At 66.0% G+C, this 17,252-nt stretch carries 15 protein-coding genes; 8 read left to right on the forward strand and 7 right to left on the reverse strand.

Features of this window, described 5'->3' with window-relative positions:
* Positions 1 to 57 precede the first annotated feature (57 nt).
* The 5 genes from HMP09_RS17325 (at position 58) to HMP09_RS17345 (ending at position 6,021) form a co-directional block, all read left to right on the forward strand.
* Entirely contained in the window at positions 58 to 1,224 is a 1,167-nt protein-coding gene (locus tag HMP09_RS17325; RefSeq protein ID WP_176501362.1) for an isovaleryl-CoA dehydrogenase, read from the forward strand.
* Between the two features lie 153 nt (positions 1,225 to 1,377).
* The gene (locus tag HMP09_RS17330; RefSeq protein ID WP_176501363.1) at positions 1,378 to 2,979 is read left to right on the forward strand and encodes a carboxyl transferase domain-containing protein; all 1,602 of its coding nucleotides are present in this window, start codon (positions 1,378 to 1,380) and stop codon (positions 2,977 to 2,979) included.
* A 4-nt stretch (positions 2,980 to 2,983) separates the two neighbouring features.
* A complete protein-coding gene (locus HMP09_RS17335) occupies positions 2,984 to 3,466 on the forward strand; it encodes a nuclear transport factor 2 family protein (protein WP_176501364.1) in 483 nt (160 codons plus the stop codon).
* A gap of 171 nt (positions 3,467 to 3,637) precedes the next feature.
* Complete coding sequence (locus tag HMP09_RS17340; RefSeq protein ID WP_176501365.1) at positions 3,638 to 5,560, forward strand: acetyl/propionyl/methylcrotonyl-CoA carboxylase subunit alpha; 1,923 nt, start codon at positions 3,638 to 3,640, stop codon at positions 5,558 to 5,560.
* Complete coding sequence (locus tag HMP09_RS17345; RefSeq protein ID WP_176501366.1) at positions 5,560 to 6,021, forward strand: MaoC family dehydratase; 462 nt, start codon at positions 5,560 to 5,562, stop codon at positions 6,019 to 6,021. Before HMP09_RS17340 ends, HMP09_RS17345 begins: the two co-directional genes overlap by 1 nt.
* On the opposite strand, the gene HMP09_RS17350 is transcribed toward HMP09_RS17345, so the two are convergent.
* The gene (locus HMP09_RS17350) at positions 6,015 to 7,817 is read right to left on the reverse strand and encodes an IlvD/Edd family dehydratase (RefSeq protein WP_443026427.1); all 1,803 of its coding nucleotides are present in this window, start codon (positions 7,815 to 7,817) and stop codon (positions 6,015 to 6,017) included. The two genes, HMP09_RS17345 and HMP09_RS17350, sit on opposite strands and share 7 nt — an antisense overlap.
* Before the next feature lie 25 nt (positions 7,818 to 7,842).
* Entirely contained in the window at positions 7,843 to 8,988 is a 1,146-nt protein-coding gene (locus HMP09_RS17355; protein WP_176501367.1) for an aldose epimerase family protein, read from the reverse strand.
* A 136-nt stretch (positions 8,989 to 9,124) separates the two neighbouring features.
* On the opposite strand from HMP09_RS17355, the gene HMP09_RS17360 reads away from it, so the two are divergent.
* A complete protein-coding gene (locus HMP09_RS17360) occupies positions 9,125 to 10,447 on the forward strand; it encodes a sugar MFS transporter (protein ID WP_443026428.1) in 1,323 nt (440 codons plus the stop codon).
* A 161-nt stretch (positions 10,448 to 10,608) separates the two neighbouring features.
* Positions 10,609 to 11,604 (forward strand): AraD1 family protein, encoded by a 996-nt coding sequence (gene araD1 / locus HMP09_RS17365; protein ID WP_176501368.1) that lies wholly within the window; start codon positions 10,609 to 10,611, stop codon positions 11,602 to 11,604.
* 2 nt (positions 11,605 to 11,606) lie between these two features.
* On the opposite strand, the gene HMP09_RS17370 is transcribed toward araD1, so the two are convergent.
* A complete protein-coding gene (locus HMP09_RS17370) occupies positions 11,607 to 13,013 on the reverse strand; it encodes a sensor histidine kinase (RefSeq protein ID WP_176501369.1) in 1,407 nt (468 codons plus the stop codon).
* Positions 13,014 to 13,194: 181 nt separating this feature from the next.
* Positions 13,195 to 13,860: a response regulator gene (locus HMP09_RS17375; RefSeq protein WP_176501370.1), complete on the reverse strand. Its 666-nt coding sequence runs from the start codon at positions 13,858 to 13,860 to the stop codon at positions 13,195 to 13,197.
* A 112-nt stretch (positions 13,861 to 13,972) separates the two neighbouring features.
* Between HMP09_RS17375 and HMP09_RS17380 the strand changes: the two genes are divergently transcribed.
* Positions 13,973 to 14,647, forward strand: coding sequence for a hypothetical protein (locus HMP09_RS17380; RefSeq protein WP_176501371.1), 675 nt, complete (start codon positions 13,973 to 13,975; stop codon positions 14,645 to 14,647).
* Positions 14,648 to 14,710: 63 nt separating this feature from the next.
* Here the strand turns inward: HMP09_RS17380 and HMP09_RS17385 are convergent, their stop codons facing one another.
* From HMP09_RS17385 to HMP09_RS17395, 3 genes are all read right to left on the reverse strand, one after another.
* Complete coding sequence (locus tag HMP09_RS17385) at positions 14,711 to 14,929, reverse strand: hypothetical protein (protein WP_176501372.1); 219 nt, start codon at positions 14,927 to 14,929, stop codon at positions 14,711 to 14,713.
* Positions 14,926 to 16,059, reverse strand: a complete 1,134-nt coding sequence (locus tag HMP09_RS17390) for a PepSY-associated TM helix domain-containing protein (protein WP_176501373.1) — start codon at positions 16,057 to 16,059, stop codon at positions 14,926 to 14,928. Before HMP09_RS17390 ends, HMP09_RS17385 begins: the two co-directional genes overlap by 4 nt.
* 243 nt (positions 16,060 to 16,302) lie before the next feature.
* Positions 16,303 to 17,196 carry an SDR family oxidoreductase gene (locus HMP09_RS17395; RefSeq protein ID WP_176501374.1) on the reverse strand — a complete coding sequence of 298 codons (894 nt, stop codon included), beginning with the start codon at positions 17,194 to 17,196 and terminating at the stop codon, positions 16,303 to 16,305.
* Between the last annotated feature and the right edge of the window lie 56 nt (positions 17,197 to 17,252).

Genomic DNA, 17,252 nt, shown 5'->3' on the forward strand with positions numbered 1-17,252 from the left:
TCTCTCAGGCGCCGCGACAGGGTAACAAGGGCGCAACACAAGGTCTGGAGAGGCTGCATGATACCCGATTTCGACTTCGCGCTCGGCGAATCCGCGGACATGATCCGCGAGAGCACGCACCGCTTCGCCACCGACAAGATCGCGCCCTTGGCGGCGAAGATCGATGCCGACGACTGGTTCCCGCGCGAGCTCTGGCCCGCAATGGGCGAACTCGGCCTCCACGGCATCACTGTCGAAGAAGACTATGGCGGCCTCGGCCTCGGCTATCTCGAACACGTCGTCGCGGTCGAGGAGGTCTCGCGCGCATCCGCGTCGATCGGCCTGAGCTACGGCGCGCATTCGAACCTGTGCGTCAACCAGATCCGCCGCTGGGGCAATCCCGAGCAAAAGGCCAAGTACCTCCCGAAGCTCGTGTCCGGCGAGCATGTCGGCAGCCTCGCCATGTCCGAAGCCGGCGCGGGCTCCGACGTCGTCTCGATGAAGCTGAAGGCAGTGAAGACCGACACGGGCTACGTCCTCAACGGCACCAAGTTCTGGATCACCAACGCGGCCTATGCAGACACGCTGGTCGTCTACGCCAAGACCGGCGAAGGCTCGCGCGGCATCACCGCGTTCCTGATCGAGAAGGACATGCCGGGCTTTGCGATCGGCCAGAAGATCGACAAGATGGGGATGCGCGGCTCGCCCACGGCGGAGCTCGTGTTCACCGATTGCGAAGTCCCGGCGGAAAACGTCATGGGTCCCGAGAATGGCGGCGTCGGCGTGCTGATGTCGGGCCTCGACTATGAGCGCGCGGTGCTGGCCGGGATCCAGCTCGGCATCATGCAGGCGTGCCTCGACGTGGTGATCCCCTACGTGCGCGAGCGGAAGCAGTTCGGCACGCCGATCGGCCAGTTCCAGCTGATCCAGGCGAAGGTCGCCGACATGTACGTCGCGCTCAGCTCGGCTCGCGCCTACGTCTATGCGGTCGCGAAGTCGTGTGATGCGGGCAAGACCACGCGGTTCGACGCGGCGGGTGCGATCCTGCTGGCGAGCGAAAGCGCGGTGAAGGTGTCGCTCGAATCGATCCAGGCGCTGGGCGGGGCCGGGTACACCAAGGACTGGCCCGTCGAACGCTTCATGCGCGACGCCAAGCTGCTCGACATCGGCGCGGGCACGAACGAGATCCGCCGCATGCTGATCGGCCGCGAACTCATCGGCGCGGCGCCGAAGGTGATGCAGTGATGGCTGCACTAAACCCCTCTCCCTGCAGGGGAGAGGGAGGGGCCCGCACGGCGCAGCCGGGGGGAGGGTGAGGGCACGCGCGTACCTCGAGCGTGCCCTCACCCTCCCGTCGCTGCGCTCCTCCTTCCCTCTCCCCCGAGGGGGGAGGGACAAGTGACCGCCCCCGTCCTGACTTCCGCCCTGTCCCCCGACAGCGAAACCTTCCGCGCGAACGCAGCGCACAATGAAGAGCTGGCCGGGCGCCTGCGGTGCATGGTGGCCGATGCTGCGGTTGGCGGCTCCGACACCTCCCGCGCCCGCCACACGTCGCGCGGCAAGCTCTTGCCCCGCGACCGCGTCGAATGCCTGCTCGACCCTGGCTCGCCGTTCCTCGAAATCGGCCAGCTCGTCGCCAACGGCCTCTACGACGATGAAGTCCCCGGCGCGGGGCTCATAGCCGGAATCGGCCGCGTCTCCGGCCGCCAGTGCATGATCCTGTGCAACGACGCGACCGTGAAGGGCGGCACCTATTTCCCGCTGACCGTGAAGAAACATCTGCGCGCGCAGGAAATCGCACAGGAAAACCGGCTCCCCTGCATCTACCTCGTCGACAGCGGCGGCGCGAACCTGCCGCACCAGGCGGAGGTCTTCCCCGACCGCGATCACTTCGGCCGCATCTTCTTCAACCAGGCGCAGATGTCGTCGCTCGGCATTCCGCAGATCGCCTGCGTCATGGGCAGCTGCACCGCGGGCGGCGCGTACGTGCCCGCCATGTCCGACGAGACGATCATCGTCCGCGGGCAGGGAACCATATTCCTCGCCGGCCCCCCGCTGGTGAAGGCGGCGACCGGCGAAGTCATCTCGGCCGAGGAACTCGGCGGCGCCGACACGCACGGCCGCCGCTCGGGCGTGGTCGATCACGTCGCCGAGAATGACGAGCACGCGCTGACGATCGTCCGCGACATCGTCTCGACGCTGCAACCGCAGGCGCACACCGCGGTGAACCTCCAGCAGCCCAGGCCGCCGAAGTTCGCCCCCGAAGAGCTGTACGGTATCGTCCCCAGCGACGTCCGCGCGCCCTACGACGTCCACGAAGTCATCGCGCGGCTGGTCGACGGCAGCGAGTTCCACGAGTTCAAGGCGCTCTACGGCACCAGCCTCGTCTGCGGTTTCGCGCATATCTGGGGCATCCCCGTCGCGATCCTCGCCAACAACGGCGTACTGTTCAGCGAAAGCGCTCAGAAAGGCGCGCACTTCATCGAACTCGCGTGCCAGCGCCGCATCCCGCTGCTGTTCCTCCAGAACATCTCCGGCTTCATGGTCGGCGGCAAATACGAGGCGGAAGGCATCGCCAAGCATGGCGCAAAGCTCGTCACCGCCGTCGCCACCGCGACTGTGCCGAAGATAACCGTCCTCATCGGCGGCAGCTTCGGCGCGGGCAATTACGGCATGTGCGGCCGCGCCTATTCCCCGCGCTTCCTGTTCACCTGGCCCAACAGCCGGATCAGCGTGATGGGCGGCGAGCAGGCGGCGTCGGTCCTCGCCACCGTCCACCGCGACGCCGACAGCTGGACGCCGGACCAGGTAGAAGCCTTCAAGGCCCCCGTCCGCCAGAAATACGAGGACGAGGGCAACCCGTGGTACGCCACCGCAAGGCTGTGGGACGACGGCATCATCGATCCCGCGCAGACCCGCGACGCGCTCGGCCTCGCTTTCGCCGCAACGCTCAACGCTCCCATCCCCGAACGCCCTGCGTTCGGCGTGTTCAGGATGTAACCCGATGATCCTGCTGTCCCTTCTGCTCGCCGCCGGCCAGATCACGCCGGTCCAGCCGATCGTCCATGGAACTGGCCTGCCGCCCGCGCCAATGACCGAGGACGCCGGCGTCATGGTCCCGATCGACGCGCTGTTCGCCGCGCTCGCGGCCCGTGACGGCCAGGCGATCCTTGCCCAGGTCCGCCCCGACGGCGGCGCCACCGTCGCCGAAGAACGACCCGACGGCACGCGGACCGTCCGCCGCACGAGCTGGCCCGAGTTCGCCGCCGCGCTGAAACCGGGTCCCGAGCGCTACGCCGAACGCCTGACGGATCCCGCGGTCGACATCGACGGCGACATCGCGATGGTCTGGTCTCCCTATGTCTTCACGATCGACGGCACGGTCGCGCATTGCGGCACCGACCATTTCGACATGGTGCGGGAGGCTGGCCGCTGGAAGATCGCCAACATTACCTGGTCGAAACGCACCACCGGATGCGCGGGCTGATATGCGCTGTCCTACAAACCCAGCGACGGGCTATGCCGAGGGCATGACGGCGAATACTCCCCTTCTTTCCGTGTCTAACGGCGCCGAACAGACGTCATCGGGCGAGGAAACGCTACGCGTCCAGCGTCTGCACTTTCTATACTTCACTCTGGATCTCGGGGGTCCGACACGATGATCACGTCGCTCCTGATCGCCAACCGCGGCGAGATTGCCTGCCGCATCATCCGCACCGCGCGGGCACTCGGCATCCGCACGATCGCGGTGTATTCGGACGCCGACGCGACGGCGCTCCACGTCCGCCAGGCCGACGAAGCCGTCCACATCGGCGCCTCCCCGGCGCGCGAGAGCTACCTCGTCGGCGACCGCATCATCGCCGCCGCGCGGGAAACCGGCGCCGAGGCGATCCACCCGGGCTACGGCTTCCTTTCGGAGAATGCCGACTTCGCGCAAGCCGTGCTCGATGCAGGGCTGATCTGGGTCGGCCCCAACCCCGACAGCATCCGCGCGATGGGCCTGAAGGATGCGGCGAAGCAGCGCATGATCGCCGCGGGCGTGCCGGTCACGCCTGGCTATCTCGGCGAAGACCAGTCGCCCGACCGCTTGCAGGCGGAGGCCGACGCGATCGGCTATCCCGTCCTAATCAAGGCAGTCGCGGGTGGCGGCGGCAAGGGCATGCGCCGCGTCGACACCGCTACGGAGTTCGCCGACGCGCTCGTCTCGTGCCAGCGCGAGGCAGCCTCGTCGTTCGGCAACACCGACGTCCTGATCGAGAAATACATCCTCTCGCCCCGTCATATCGAGGTGCAGGTCTTCGGCGACACCCACGGCAACGTCGTCCACCTCTTCGAACGCGACTGCTCGCTCCAGCGCCGCCATCAGAAGGTGATCGAGGAAGCCCCCGCACCCGGCATCGACGCCGCCACCCGCGAAGCAATCTGCGCCGCCGCGGTAAAGGCCGCCAAGGCGGTCGACTATGTCGGCGCCGGCACGATCGAGTTCATCGCCGACGCCAGCGAAGGCCTCCTCGCCGACCGCATCTGGTTCATGGAAATGAACACCCGGTTGCAGGTCGAGCATCCCGTGACCGAGGAGATAACCGGCCAGGACCTCGTCGAATGGCAGCTCCGCGTCGCCAGCGGCGAACCGTTGCCCAAGCGTCAGGACGAACTGGCAATCGATGGCTGGGCGATGGAGGCACGGTTGTATGCCGAAAATCCTGCGACTGGTTTTCTGCCATCGACGGGACCGCTTGATCATCTCGAACTCCCCAGCATGGTCCGTATCGAGACTGGAGTCGAAGAGGGTGGCGAGGTTTCAACTTTTTACGATCCGATGATTGCCAAGATCGTCGTCCACGACGCAACCCGGATTTCCGCCATCCGCCGCCTTCGAACATCGTGCGAAGCTGTGGAATGTAGCCCGGTCCGTACGAACGCGTGGTTCCTCGCGCGACTGCTTTCCGAGCCGGCGTTTGAGCGCGGCGACGTGACAACAGGCTTTATTCAGGACCATGCCGAAATTCTAACCGCGCCGCCCGAGCCGAGTGACGCGCTGCTCGAGATCGCTGCGGATGCGCTGAGCATTTCACCCCCGCTGAGCAACGGTCGCCGCAGCGAAACGCAATTCGAGTTGATGGACGGCCTGCCGGGATTTCGGCTGAATGCGCCGCCGCAGCACAACATTAGGTTGAGTGTCGACGGGCAGCAGGTCGACGTCGCGATGACGATGACGAAAACGGAAAGGCAGGACGTCAGTTGGGATCGCCCGGCGATGCTAGGCGACGACGCTGGGCGTGTTCTAGCGTTCGAAGGCGGCGCTTTCTTTGATATTCGCTTGCCTCGCACCGACGGTGTGACCGCAGGCGCAGCAGCGGACGGTGCGATCCTCTCCCCCATGCCCGGCCGCATCATCGCGGTCGACGTGGCGGCGGGCGATACCGTCACCAAGGGCCAGAAGCTCGTCACGCTCGAGGCGATGAAGATGGAGCATTCGCTGACCGCGCCGTTCGACGGAACGGTCGCCGACCTCACCGCGATCGAGGGCGGGCAGGTGACCGAGGGCACGCTGCTCGTCCGTATCGAGAAGGATAACTGATGGCAGGCCGCTATTACGACGACTGGAGCATCGGCGACCGGATCGAGCACGAGATCCGCCGCACGGTGACCGAGACCGACAATCTCCTGTTCTCGACGATGACGCACAACCCGCAGCCGCTTCACCTCGATATCGAGGCGGCCAAGGCGAGCGAGTTCGGCCGGATCCTCGTCAACGGCACCTTCACCTTCGCGCTGATGGTCGGGCTGTCGGTCGGCGAGACGACGCTAGGCACGCTCGTCGCGAACCTTGGCTATGACAAGCTGGTGCATCCGAAACCCGTGTTCATCGGCGACACGATGCGCTGCGAGACCGAGGTCACCGACCTCAAGCCCAGCAAGTCGCGCCCGAACGCGGGCATCGTCACGTTTACCCACCGCCTGATCAACCAGCGCGACGAGATCGTCTGCCAATGCCTGCGCACCGCCCTCATCGAGCGGCACGCCGTCATGCCTCAGTGATTGTCGCGCGGTAGGCCCATCGTCTGGGCGATGCGCTGGTACTTCTCCGCGCCTTCGAGGATCGCGCCGGTTTCCATCTGGCCGACGGTGGCACGCTGGATTTCCTGCCAGGGCGTCTGCGAGCGCGGGAAGGCATAGCCACCCGCTTCGGTCAGCGCCCGGCGCCGCTCGGCGAGTTCCTCATCGGAGATCAGTACGTTGGCCGAACCCTTGCCGAGATCGATGCGGACCCGGTCGCCGGTGCGGATCAGCGCGAGGCCCCCCATCGCCGCCGCTTCGGGCGAGGCGTTGAGAATCGAAGGCGAGCCCGACGTCCCCGACTGGCGCCCGTCACCGATGCAAGGCAGCGCGTGGACGCCTTCGCGGATCAGATACGCCGGCGGCCGCATGTTCACGACCTCGGCCGCACCCGGATACCCGATCGGCCCCGCGCCACGCATGAACAACAGCGTGTCGGTGGTAATGCCGAGCGACGGATCGTCGATCCGGTGGTGGTAATCCTCCGGGCCGTCGAACACGACCGCAGGGCCCTCGAACGCTTCGAGATCGTCCGGATTGCTGAGATAGCGCGCACGGAACTCCGGCGAAATGACGCTGGTCTTCATGATCGCCGAGTCGAACAGGTTGCCGCGCAACACGATGAAGCCGGCATCCTCCAACAACGGCGTCGCGAACGGGCGGATGACGCGCTCGTCCTCGATCGTCGCGGTCCGGCAATTGTCGCCGATGCTCTTCCCGTTGGCGGTCATCGCGTCTTCGTGGATCAGCCCCTGCTTCATCAGCTCGGCCACGACCGCGGGGACGCCGCCCGCATGATAATAATCCTCGCCGAGATATTCGCCGGCGGGCTGCAGGTTGACCATCAGCGGCACCTTGTGGCCGTGCGTCTGCCAGTCGTCGATCGGCAGGTCGACGCCGATGTGGCGCGCAATCGCGGCGAGATGGATCGGCGCGTTGGTCGATCCGCCGATCGCCGAATTGACGACGATCGCGTTGTGGAACGCCTCCTTGGTCAGGATGTCGGACGGCTTGAGATCCTCGGCGACCATGTCGACGATCCGCTTCCCGGTCTTGTACGCGACCTCCTGGCGGTCGCGGTACGGCGCGGGGATCGCAGCCGATCCGGGCAGCTGCATGCCGAGCGCCTCAGCCAGGCTGTTCATCGTCGTCGCGGTGCCCATCGTGTTGCAATAGCCGGTCGATGGCGCGGACGAGGCGACGAGCTTGATGAAGCCCTCGTCGTCGATCGCGCCGGTCGCGAGCAGCTCGCGCGCCTTCCACACGATCGTGCCCGATCCGGTCCGTTCGCCCTTATGCCAGCCGTTGAGCATCGGCCCGACCGACAGCGCGATCGCCGGGATGTTGACGGTTGCCGCCGCCATCAGGCAGGCGGGCGTCGTCTTGTCACAGCCGATCGTCAGCACGACGCCGTCGAGCGGATAGCCGTAGAGCACCTCAACGAGCGCCAGATAGGCGAGGTTGCGGTCGAGCCCGGCGGTCGGGCGCTTGCCGGTTTCCTGGATCGGATGGACCGGGAATTCGAGCGCGATGCCGCCTGCCTCGCGGATGCCCTCGCGCAGCCGTTCGGCGAGCACGAGGTGGTGGCGATTGCAGGGACTCAGGTCGCTCCCAGTCTGCGCGATACCGATGATCGGCTTGCCCGAGCGCAGTTCCTCCAGGCTCAGCCCGAAGTTCAGATAGCGCTCGAGATAGAGCGCGGTCATGTCGATGTTCTCGGGGTTGTCGAACCACGCGCGGCTTCTGAGCGGCTGGGGGAGCTTGGGCATGTCGGTCATCGGGAAGCTTTCTGGAGATCGGATATCAGCGGGCGACGGAAAGGCGGTAGATCATCGCATGATGGTACGGCTTGCCCGGATCGACCCGTGCGGAGACGAAGTTGGGCTTGTTGGGCGCATCCGGGAATTTCTGGGGTTCCAGCGCGATACCGTCGCCCATCCGGTACATATGGCCCTTCTTGCCGATGAACGTGCCGTCGAGGAAATTGCCGGTGTAGAATTGCACGCCGGGCTCTGTCGTGAGCACTTCGAGCACGCGGCCCGATGCCGGATCCTCGAGCCGCGCCGCCAGTTCGGGCTTGGCGGTCAGCCCCTTGTCGAGGGCGAAATTATGATCATAGCCATGGCCATAGCGGATCTGCTGGTCGCGACCATCGCGAATGCCTTCGCCGACGATACGGCCGTTACGGAAATCGAACACGGTGCCAGCCACGGGTAGCAAGGCACCGGTCGGGATCAGCGTGCCATCGACCGGCGTGATCGCCTTGGCGGGGATTGTCAGTCGGTGGCCGTACGCGCCCATCGGCGAGCCTTCGCCGCCGAGATCGAAGATCGCATGGTTGGTCATGTTGACGATCGTCGGCTTGTCGGTCTTCGCGTCATAGGCGATGCCGAGATTGCCAGCTTCGTCGAGCGTGTAGGTGACGGTGATGTCGAGCGTGCCGGGATAGCCGGAATCACCGTCGGGGCTGCGATAGCCGAGCACGAGCGTCGCGGTCGGGCCGTTCGTCGCCGAGACGATCTTCCAGGCAACCTTGTCGAAGCCCTTTCCGCCGCCATGCAGCGAGTTGACCTTGTCGTTGAGCGGAAGCTGGTACGCCTTGCCGTCGAGCGTGAAGCGGCCACCGGCGATGCGGTTGGCGAAACGGCCGACCGTGACGCCGAAGAAATTGGGGTGATCGACATAGGAGGCGAGGTCGTCATAGCCGAGCATCACGTCGGCGATCTTGCCGCTCCGGTCCGGACCCGACAGCGATTGCAGCGTGGCGCCGTACGATAGGATGCGTGCGGAGACGCCGTGCGCGTTGGTAAGCGTCACTGCCTCGATCGCGGTGCCGTCCTTCAGGGTCCCGGCGGGCGAGCGCTTAGCCTCGGCCGCGTTGGCTGCTTGCGCCGAAAGCGCTGCCAGCAAGGTTGCCACGATGATCCCCGACTTTGTGATTGCACGCATTCCGGTTCCCGTCCTTAATCGCTTGGCGCCGTTGACGCGCCTTGTGTGGCTATATAGTCGGACAATATATTTCTGGGCAAGCCTTGCGGGAAAAGACTGTTGCGGTCACCGACACGGCGCGGAGGATGGAACGACTATGGCGATGCCGATACAGACGCAAAAGCCCGTTGATCTTGGAGCGGCGCATGCTGCGGGAGGCGCGCCGAGCTACCGTTCCGCGCTGACGTTGCTGGCCAGCCTGTTTTTCATGTGGGGCTTCATCACGGTCATCAACAACACGCTTCTGCCGCACCTGCGCAGCGTGTTCGACCTGAGCTATACGCAGACGACGCTGATCGAGAGCGTCTGGTTCATCGCCTATTTCTTCGCGTCGATTCCTTCGGCCAAGCTCATCGAGAGGGTCGGCTATCAGCGCGCGATGGTGTTCGGGCTGGGCCTGATGGCGGTGGGGGCGCTGATGATGGTGCCCGCCGCGCGACTGCCGAGCTACGGCGTCACCTTGGTCGCGCTGTTCGTGATCGCCAGCGGCATTACGCTGCTGCAGGTCGCGGCAAACCCCTATGTGGCCGTCGTCGGTCCGCCTGAGACCGCGTCGTCGCGGCTGAACCTCGTGCAGGCGTTCAACTCGGCCGGTGCGACGCTGGCGCCGTTGTTCGGTGGCTATCTGATCCTGGGTCGTTCGACCTCGGGCACGGCGGCTGCCGGTTCGACCGCGGTGCTGACGCAGGCGGAGCGTGTTGCCGATGCGCAGTCGGTGGTGCTGCCCTATGTGATCGTCGCGGCTGTGCTGGTCGTGCTTGCGATCGTGATCGCGCGTTTCCCGCTGCCGGCGATGGGCTCGGCGACGCAGCGGTCGGCCAAGGCGGATCGCAAGGGGCAGTCGCTCTGGTCACACCGCAACCTCGTCTTCGGCATCCCGGCAATCTTCATTTATCTGATAGCCGAGATCGGCGTCGCCAATTTGTTCATCAATTTCGTCAGCCAGCCGAACATCGGCAACCTGACGCACGAACAGGCATCGCATTATCTGTTCATCCTGTGGGGCGGGATGATGGTCGGCCGCCTGATCGGCAGCGTCGTGATGCGCACGATCCCCGCCGAACGCGTCCTGGCGTTTGCGAGCATCGGCGCCTGTGTGGTCATGCTCATCGCTACCTTCACGACCGGCCACGTCGCGATGTGGGCATTGATCTCGGTCGGTCTGTTCCACTCAATCATGTTCCCGACGATCTTCACGTTAGGCATCAAGGGTCTCGGACCGTTGACCGAAGAGGGCTCCGGCCTCCTGATCATGGCGATCGCAGGCGGCGCGCTGGTCATCGTGCAGGGCTGGCTCGCAGATACCTACGGTTTGCAGAACTCGTTCCTGCTGACCGCGGCGTGCGAACTCTATGTCTTGTTCTACGCCGTTTGGGGGTCGCGTACGACTAATGCGCTCCCTGAGCAGACGGCGCTTTAACCGCAAAATCGGAACCGTGTTCGTGGTCTGACAATTCGGCGTCGATTTAGGGGATAATATTTGTCAAATCGCTTTGTGGATCTCCCGATCATAGTCGTCGACACCATTTTAAGGTCTGAGTAATGGACCTCAATATAATTTGGCCCAATGGAGAAGCGAAAATGACCGGATTGCGGCTTTTGCAGCACCAGGCGGCGGACGGCACACGATCCGTCATCGCCGCTACCGATGACAGCGCGAACTTCGTCTGGGGCGTGAACAGCGTCCGCGATCTGGCGATGCGCGCCATTGCCGTCGGATGCGATCTGCCGACCGCGGTCCGGGCATGCGGAACCGGCGCAGCGGTAGACATCGCGGCTGAACTTGCCGCTGGCCGACTGGTATCGCCGATCGATCACGTCGACCCCGCGCACCTGATCATGACCGGCACGGGCCTCACGCATCTCGGCTCGGCCGAAGGGCGCGACAAGATGCACCGGGCGGCGCAGGCGGCCGAGACGCTCACCGACTCGATGCGAATGTTCCTCGATGGCGTTGCTGGCGGCAAGCCCGAAGCCGGCGAGACCGGGCAGCAGCCCGAATGGTTCTACAAGGGTGACGGGTCGGGTCTGGTCGCGCCGGACGGCGCGCTCACCAGTCCGGCGTTTGCACAGGACGGCGGCGAGGAACCCGAACTTGCCGGCATTTACCTGATCGGTCCGGACGGCACGCCGTTCCGCCTCGGCATTTGCCTTGCCAACGAATTCAGTGACCATGTCACCGAGCGGCACAATTACCTCTGGCTCGCGCATTCGAAGCTGCGTCAGGCGGCGCTCGGTCCCGAACTCCTGACTGGTCCGATCCCCGACCATGTCGAGGGCATGAGCCGCATCCACCGCGACGGCGCGCTGCTCTGGGAAAAGCCGTTCCTGTCGGGTGAGGCGAACATGTCGCACACGATCGCCAACCTCGAGGCGCATCATTTCAAATACGACCTGTTCCGGCGGCCGGGGGACGTCCATGTCCACTTCTTCGGCACGGCAACCTTGTCGTTCAGCGAAGGCGTGACCACGCAGGAGGGCGACGTGTTCGAGATCGAGGCGGCACCGTTCACGCTGCCGCTGCGCAACACGCTGGCCAAGGCGTCTCCGTCGCCCGTCGTCGTCCGCGCGCTGTAAGATCAGCGGCGCTGGGGCAGCGTCAGGCGGACTAGCAGGCCGCCAAGCACGGGGGACCGGTCGAGCGTCACCGTGCCCCCGTTCAGTTCGGCAAGCTCGCGCGTGATCGACAAGCCGAAGCCGTGGCCATCGCCGCGTTCGTCAAGACGACGGCCGGGCAGCACCGCTTGCGCCATCGCGGTGTCGTCGAGGCCTTGGCCGTCGTCGGCGATTTCCAGCGTGACGGCGCCGTCGATCGAGGTGGCGATGATCGAAACTGCGGCGCGCGCGTGACGCCACGCATTATCGAGTAGATTGCCGATCATCTCGTCTAGGTCCTGCGGGTCGATTGCCACTGCAAGCTTGTCGGGAACGACGATATCGAGCGTCATCGGGCGATCGGCGTGGATGCGACGCAACACGGCGACGAGGTCGGCGACAGCGGGGGCAATCGGTGTACGCGTCCGAGCCCCGCCGGTCGCATCGGTCCGGGCGCGGCCCAGGTGATGGCGAACGCGGCGGTCGATCTGGTCGACCATGTCCCGGACATCGGCATCGGCGTTGGCTTCGGCGAGTTTGAGCGACAGCGCGGCGAGGGGGGTCTTCAGGCCGTGCGCCAGATTGGCGACATGCTGGCGGGCGTGGACGAGACCGGCCGCGTTCTGATCGATCAGCGCGTTGAGTTCGGCGACGAGCGGTTGCAGTTCGCCGGGCTGGTCGTCGGGGACGTGCTGTTCGGTGCCGGCGCGCACGGCGGCGAGCGCGGTCCGGAGTTCGCGGAGAGGACGCAGGCCGAAGCGTAGCTGCACGAGCGTGGCCAAAGCGAGACCGGCGCCAAGCAAGGCCAGCGAGCCGAGCAGCGGGATCATTGCCTCGCGAAGGGGCTCCTCGACGATCCGGCGCGGGCCGATCGCTTTGATCGTCACCGTGCCGCGGGGCGTCGTGATGTCCATGGTTCGCGAGTGGAGCCGCTCGCCGCTGTGGTCGCGCGCTTCGCCGGGATGGATTCGGTGATCGTCGGGGCCGAGCGGGCCGGGTGGACGTGGGCGCTCCCCAGCGCGTTGTGGGGTGGGTGCCGGCGGCGGGGAATTGATCGTGGCCGGTCTTACCACGGTCGGAGGCGGTGTCGTGCCGCTGGCGACGCGACCAGCGGGACCGTCGACCTGCCAGGACCATCCCGAATCGGGTTCACCGAACTCGGGCAGGTCGATCGCGCGTGATCGGTCGAGCGAACCATCCGGGCGGACGGCACGCGCCAGCACTGCGACCTGTGCATCAAGCCGCTCGTCGAGCCCGCGCGTGACGAAGCGTTCGAGGACGTGACCGATCGTTATGCCGGCGAACAGCAGTGCGATCCCGGTCGATAGCGCGGCGATCGCGAGCATTCGGCCGAAGAGCGAGCGTCGGATAAGGCGGAAGCGTTTTCTCATCGCAGTCGCGCATCGGAGCAGGCTGATCCGTCCACCGCATACCACTCCGGCGAAGGCTGGGGTCCAAGTGGAAAGGCTTCCATGGCGGCGGGCAGTGCCTCGTTACCAATGCATGCCAACTGGGGCCCGGCCTTCGCCGGGGTGGTCCGGTGGTCGCGGTGGCGGGTTTGCGGGACCGTCATCACGATCCATCCGCCGTCAGCCGATACCCGCGACCCCGGACCGTTTCGATCATCTGCGGGCCGATCTTCCGTCGCAGCCGACCGATGATCACCTCGATCGAATTCGAGTCCACGTCCGCATCGCCTTCGTAGACGCGCTCGATCAGGTCGGCGCGCTCGATCACGATTTCGCGACGCAGCATCAGTGCCGTCAGGACGCGCCATTCGAACGCGGTGAGCTTGAGCGGCAGGCCGTCGCGTTCGAACGTCCCGAGTTGCGCGTCGAATGTCAGCGGTCCGCAAGTGACGCGCGAAGCAGCATGGCCGGCGGCGCGACGGACCAGCGCCCGTAGTCGCATCACGACTTCCTCGACGCGGAACGGCTTCACGACATAATCGTCGGCGCCGGCCTTGAAGCCCTCGACCTTCTCGGACCAGCCATCGCGCGCCGTGAGGATCAGGACGGGCAGGTCGCGTCCCGCTGCGCGCCAGTCGCGCAAGACTGACAGCCCATCGCGCTTGGGCAGACCGAGATCGAGCACGGCTGCGTCGTACAATTCGGTCGCGCCGAGATGGCCGCCGTCCTCTCCGTTGCGCGCGACGTCGACTGCGAAATGCTCCGCGCGCAACGCTCGCGCCAGCGCGTCGGCGATCGCCGCATCGTCCTCGACCAATAATACCCGCATGCGCATGTCCCTATGTCCAAGGGCACAACGGAATCTGAACGGCTTGGTTCAGCGGGCGTCGGCACAGTGCGCCTAGACGGTGATTCGTCAACCAATGAGAGGAACGACGTACGTGACCGAACATTCGCATAGCGCGCCTAGCAAGCGCTTCAATCTCCGCCGCAACCGTCTGGCCCTCGCCGCCGCCGGCCTGCTGGTCGTTGGCGGCGCGGCCGGTGCCGTCACCGTCGCCGCTACCCGCCCCAGCGTGACGATGGCGCCGGCTACCCCGGTCGCGATCCGCTCGCTCCAGTCCGACGGCATCGTCACGATCCGCGGCACCGTCGCCGAAACCTACGGCAACAAGTTCGTGATGGCCGATCGGACCGGTCGAGCGCTGGTCGATCTCGGACGCGAGGGCGACGGCAGCAATCTCGTCGTAGCCGGCCAGCCGGTGACGATCCAGGGCCGGTTCGAGGATGGCTTCGTCCACGCCTCGTTCCTGGTCGCACCCGGCGGCAAGGTGACGGCGCTGGGCCCGGTCGGTGGCCCGCCGCGTGGCCCGCATGGTCCTGGCCCTGATGGCCCCGGTCGCGATGGTCCCGGCCGCCCAGGTGGCCCTGGCGGTCCCGGTGGTCCCGGCGGCCCCAACGCTCCCCCGCCGCCGCCAGCGGGCGTCGCACCGCCTCCGCCAGCCGGCATGGCACCGCCGCCGCCGCTGATGGCTTCCGGTGCAGCCGCCGCCGCGCCCGCTCCCGTCGGTGCACCGCAAAGCGCACCGGCTCGGCAGGCTACGCCGGCAACCTGACGTTCTCCGCCCGAGCGCGGCGTCCTCACACTGATGCGGGGCCGGTATCATGCCGGCTCCGCGTTACCGTGTCGGAGCGGTCTGCAAATGCTGGCGGCGCTGCACCTGTTCGGGCGGGCGCACCCAATAGCGGCCGGTCACGACCAGCGGCAACGTAAGCAGAAGACCTGCGCCGACGTCCCACACGCCGTCGCCGATAAGCCCTGCGCCCAACCCCGCAACGGTCGACACACCCAGCAGGATCGGCAGCGCGAAGATCTGACGGTTGGTCTTGTGGGTCATGCGATTTCTCCCGCCATCACGACTTCGCGGACGCGCTGGTCGCTCGGACCGCCGCGACGACGCAGCCAAAGATACAGCCCGCTGCCGAGCACGATGATCGTCAATATGTCGAAGATCGCCCAGACGATCTTCATCGCGAGGCCGCCGTAATTCCCGAAATGCAGCGGCTGTGCGATCAGCATCGCCTGCATGTACCAGGGCATAGGCACGACCGCGTCGAGCCGTCCGTTCGCGGCATCGACGAAGCCAGGCAGCAGTAGCTTCGACGTCAGCGGCGTCGCGCCCTTGAGGAAGACGGCGTAATGATGCTGGCTGCTGAACACGACGCCGGGGAAGGCGATGAACTGCGGCTTCATATCGGGCGCCTTGCGCTGAACGGCGTCGAGTGCAGCCTGCACCGAGGCGCGCTTACCCCCGAGCGGCGTGCGCGTCTCGCTGGCGATGATCTCGGCAAGGCCGTTCGCCTTCCAGACCGCGGTGATCGGCACGACGAAGGTGTTGATCGTGCCCGTGACGCCGACGACGCTCGCCCAGACGAGCGTCACGATGCCGAGCAAATTGTGGCGATCGAGCCACCCGAGCCGCTTGCTGCGCCCACGCCGCAACGTGCCGAAGTCGAGCTTGGCCATGAACGGTGCATAGAGCACCACGCCCGAGACGATTGCGGCGAAGAAGAGCAGGCCCATCACGCCGAGGAAGATCTCCGCCCAGAAGCCGAGCAGCATGTCGGTGTGGAGCTTGAGGATGAACGCCATCACGCCGGGGACATAGGGCGGCATCTTTGCACCGCTGCGCGCGTCGAACGCCAGGAAGTGCATCGCCGCGGGGGCGGCATCGGGCGTCGGGCCCGTCGTGACGTATACGATCGGGCGTTCGTCGTCGAAGCTGATGTAGAGCGGCAGTTCGCCGGGGGCGACCGTTGCGGCGCGTGCGAGAATCGTATCGAGCGACAGCGAAGGCGTACCCGCGGGCAGAGCCGCCATCGGCGCGGGCGGATTAAACCAGCCGTCTATTTCTTCCTCGAAGATCAGCGGCAGGCCGGTCACGCAGAGCATTAGCAGGAACGCGGTGCAGATCAGGCTCGTCCATTTGTGGACGAGATACCAGGTCTTGATCGTGCCGCGTGTCATGCTCGAGGGGCAAATACGTCATAGGAAAGGTGCTGCCGGCTGGTCACCAGCTCACAGGTACAGATTTGATAACGATGTGCAATAGCGACGTAGGCGCGGGCCCCGTCAACTGATCCTCCCCGCCCAGGGGGAGGTGGCTCGCACTTGCTGGACGGAGGGGGGAGAAAGGGTAACTGCTGTTGCGCGTTCCTCCCCCTCCGTCACCTTCGGCGACACCTCCCCCTTGCGGGGGAGGACTAAGCGCTAGGCCACCCCTGCGCCGCCCGTGACGCCGTAGACTTCACCCGTAATGTAGCTTCCCTCCTGCGAGGCGAGCAGCACGTACACTGGCGCGATCTCCACCGGCTGGCCGGGGCGGCCGAAATGGCTTTTCGACCCGAACGTCACGACCATCTCCTGCGGCTGGCCACCGCTTGGCTGCAGCACCGTCCAGAACGGCCCCGGCGCGACGACGTTGGCGCGGATGCCCTTTTCGATCAGCTGCTTGGCGAGCCCCTTGGTGTACGCGACGATCGCTGCCTTGGTGGTCGCATAGTCGAGCAGATTGTCCGACGGGTCATAGCCCTGCACCGATGCGGTCGTGATCACCGCCGCGCCGACCGGTAGATGCGGGACGGCGGCCTGCACGAACCAGTGGAGCGCATAGACGTTGGTCTTCATCGTCTGGTCGAAATCGTCGGTCGAGATATCGGCGACGGTCGGCCGCGTCTGCTGGCGACCTGCGTTGACTACCAGCACGTCGAGCGCGCCGAACGCATCGACCGTCTGCTGGACGGCCGCGCGACAGAACGCCTCGTCCTTCACGTCGCCAGGAAGTGCGAGCGCCTTGCGCCCCTCGGCCTCGATCAAGGCGACGACTTCCTTGGCGTCCACCTCCTCGGCGGGCAGATAGACGATCGCAACGTCGGCGCCTTCGCGGGCATAGGCGATCGCGGCAGCGCGGCCGATGCCGCTGTCGCCGCCGGTGATGAGCGCCTTCCGCCCTGCCAGCTTGCCCGAGCCCGTGTAGCTGGTCTCGCCGTGATCGGGCTTCGGATCCATCTTCGACGCGATGCCCGGTGCTTCCTGCGGCTGTTGCGGGAAGGGGGGCTGCGGATATTGTGTGCGCGGATCCTGCATGGTGAGCCGGTCGGCCATGGGTTGCTCCTGTGAAGATTGAGCAGGGGCAACCCATGTCGGCACGGATAGGTTGC

The sequence above is a fragment of the Sphingomonas sp. HMP9 genome (assembly GCF_013374115.1).
Taxonomy (GTDB): Bacteria; Pseudomonadota; Alphaproteobacteria; order Sphingomonadales; family Sphingomonadaceae; genus Sphingomonas.

Coding starts and splice junctions, on each gene's coding strand:
- HMP09_RS17350 (WP_443026427.1), bottom strand. CDS start 7,817: ATGACCGACATGCCCAAGCTCCCCCAGCCGCTCAGAAGCCGCGCGTGG.
- HMP09_RS17335 (WP_176501364.1), top strand. CDS start 2,984: ATGATCCTGCTGTCCCTTCTGCTCGCCGCCGGCCAGATCACGCCGGTC.
- HMP09_RS17375 (WP_176501370.1), bottom strand. CDS start 13,860: ATGCGGGTATTATTGGTCGAGGACGATGCGGCGATCGCCGACGCGCTG.
- HMP09_RS17370 (WP_176501369.1), bottom strand. CDS start 13,013: ATGAGAAAACGCTTCCGCCTTATCCGACGCTCGCTCTTCGGCCGAATG.
- HMP09_RS17355 (WP_176501367.1), bottom strand. CDS start 8,988: ATGCGTGCAATCACAAAGTCGGGGATCATCGTGGCAACCTTGCTGGCA.
- HMP09_RS17360 (WP_443026428.1), top strand. CDS start 9,125: ATGGCGATGCCGATACAGACGCAAAAGCCCGTTGATCTTGGAGCGGCG.
- HMP09_RS17385 (WP_176501372.1), bottom strand. CDS start 14,929: ATGACCCACAAGACCAACCGTCAGATCTTCGCGCTGCCGATCCTGCTG.
- HMP09_RS17325 (WP_176501362.1), top strand. CDS start 58: ATGATACCCGATTTCGACTTCGCGCTCGGCGAATCCGCGGACATGATC.
- HMP09_RS17340 (WP_176501365.1), top strand. CDS start 3,638: ATGATCACGTCGCTCCTGATCGCCAACCGCGGCGAGATTGCCTGCCGC.
- araD1 (WP_176501368.1), top strand. CDS start 10,609: ATGACCGGATTGCGGCTTTTGCAGCACCAGGCGGCGGACGGCACACGA.
- HMP09_RS17395 (WP_176501374.1), bottom strand. CDS start 17,196: ATGGCCGACCGGCTCACCATGCAGGATCCGCGCACACAATATCCGCAG.
- HMP09_RS17345 (WP_176501366.1), top strand. CDS start 5,560: ATGGCAGGCCGCTATTACGACGACTGGAGCATCGGCGACCGGATCGAG.
- HMP09_RS17390 (WP_176501373.1), bottom strand. CDS start 16,059: ATGACACGCGGCACGATCAAGACCTGGTATCTCGTCCACAAATGGACG.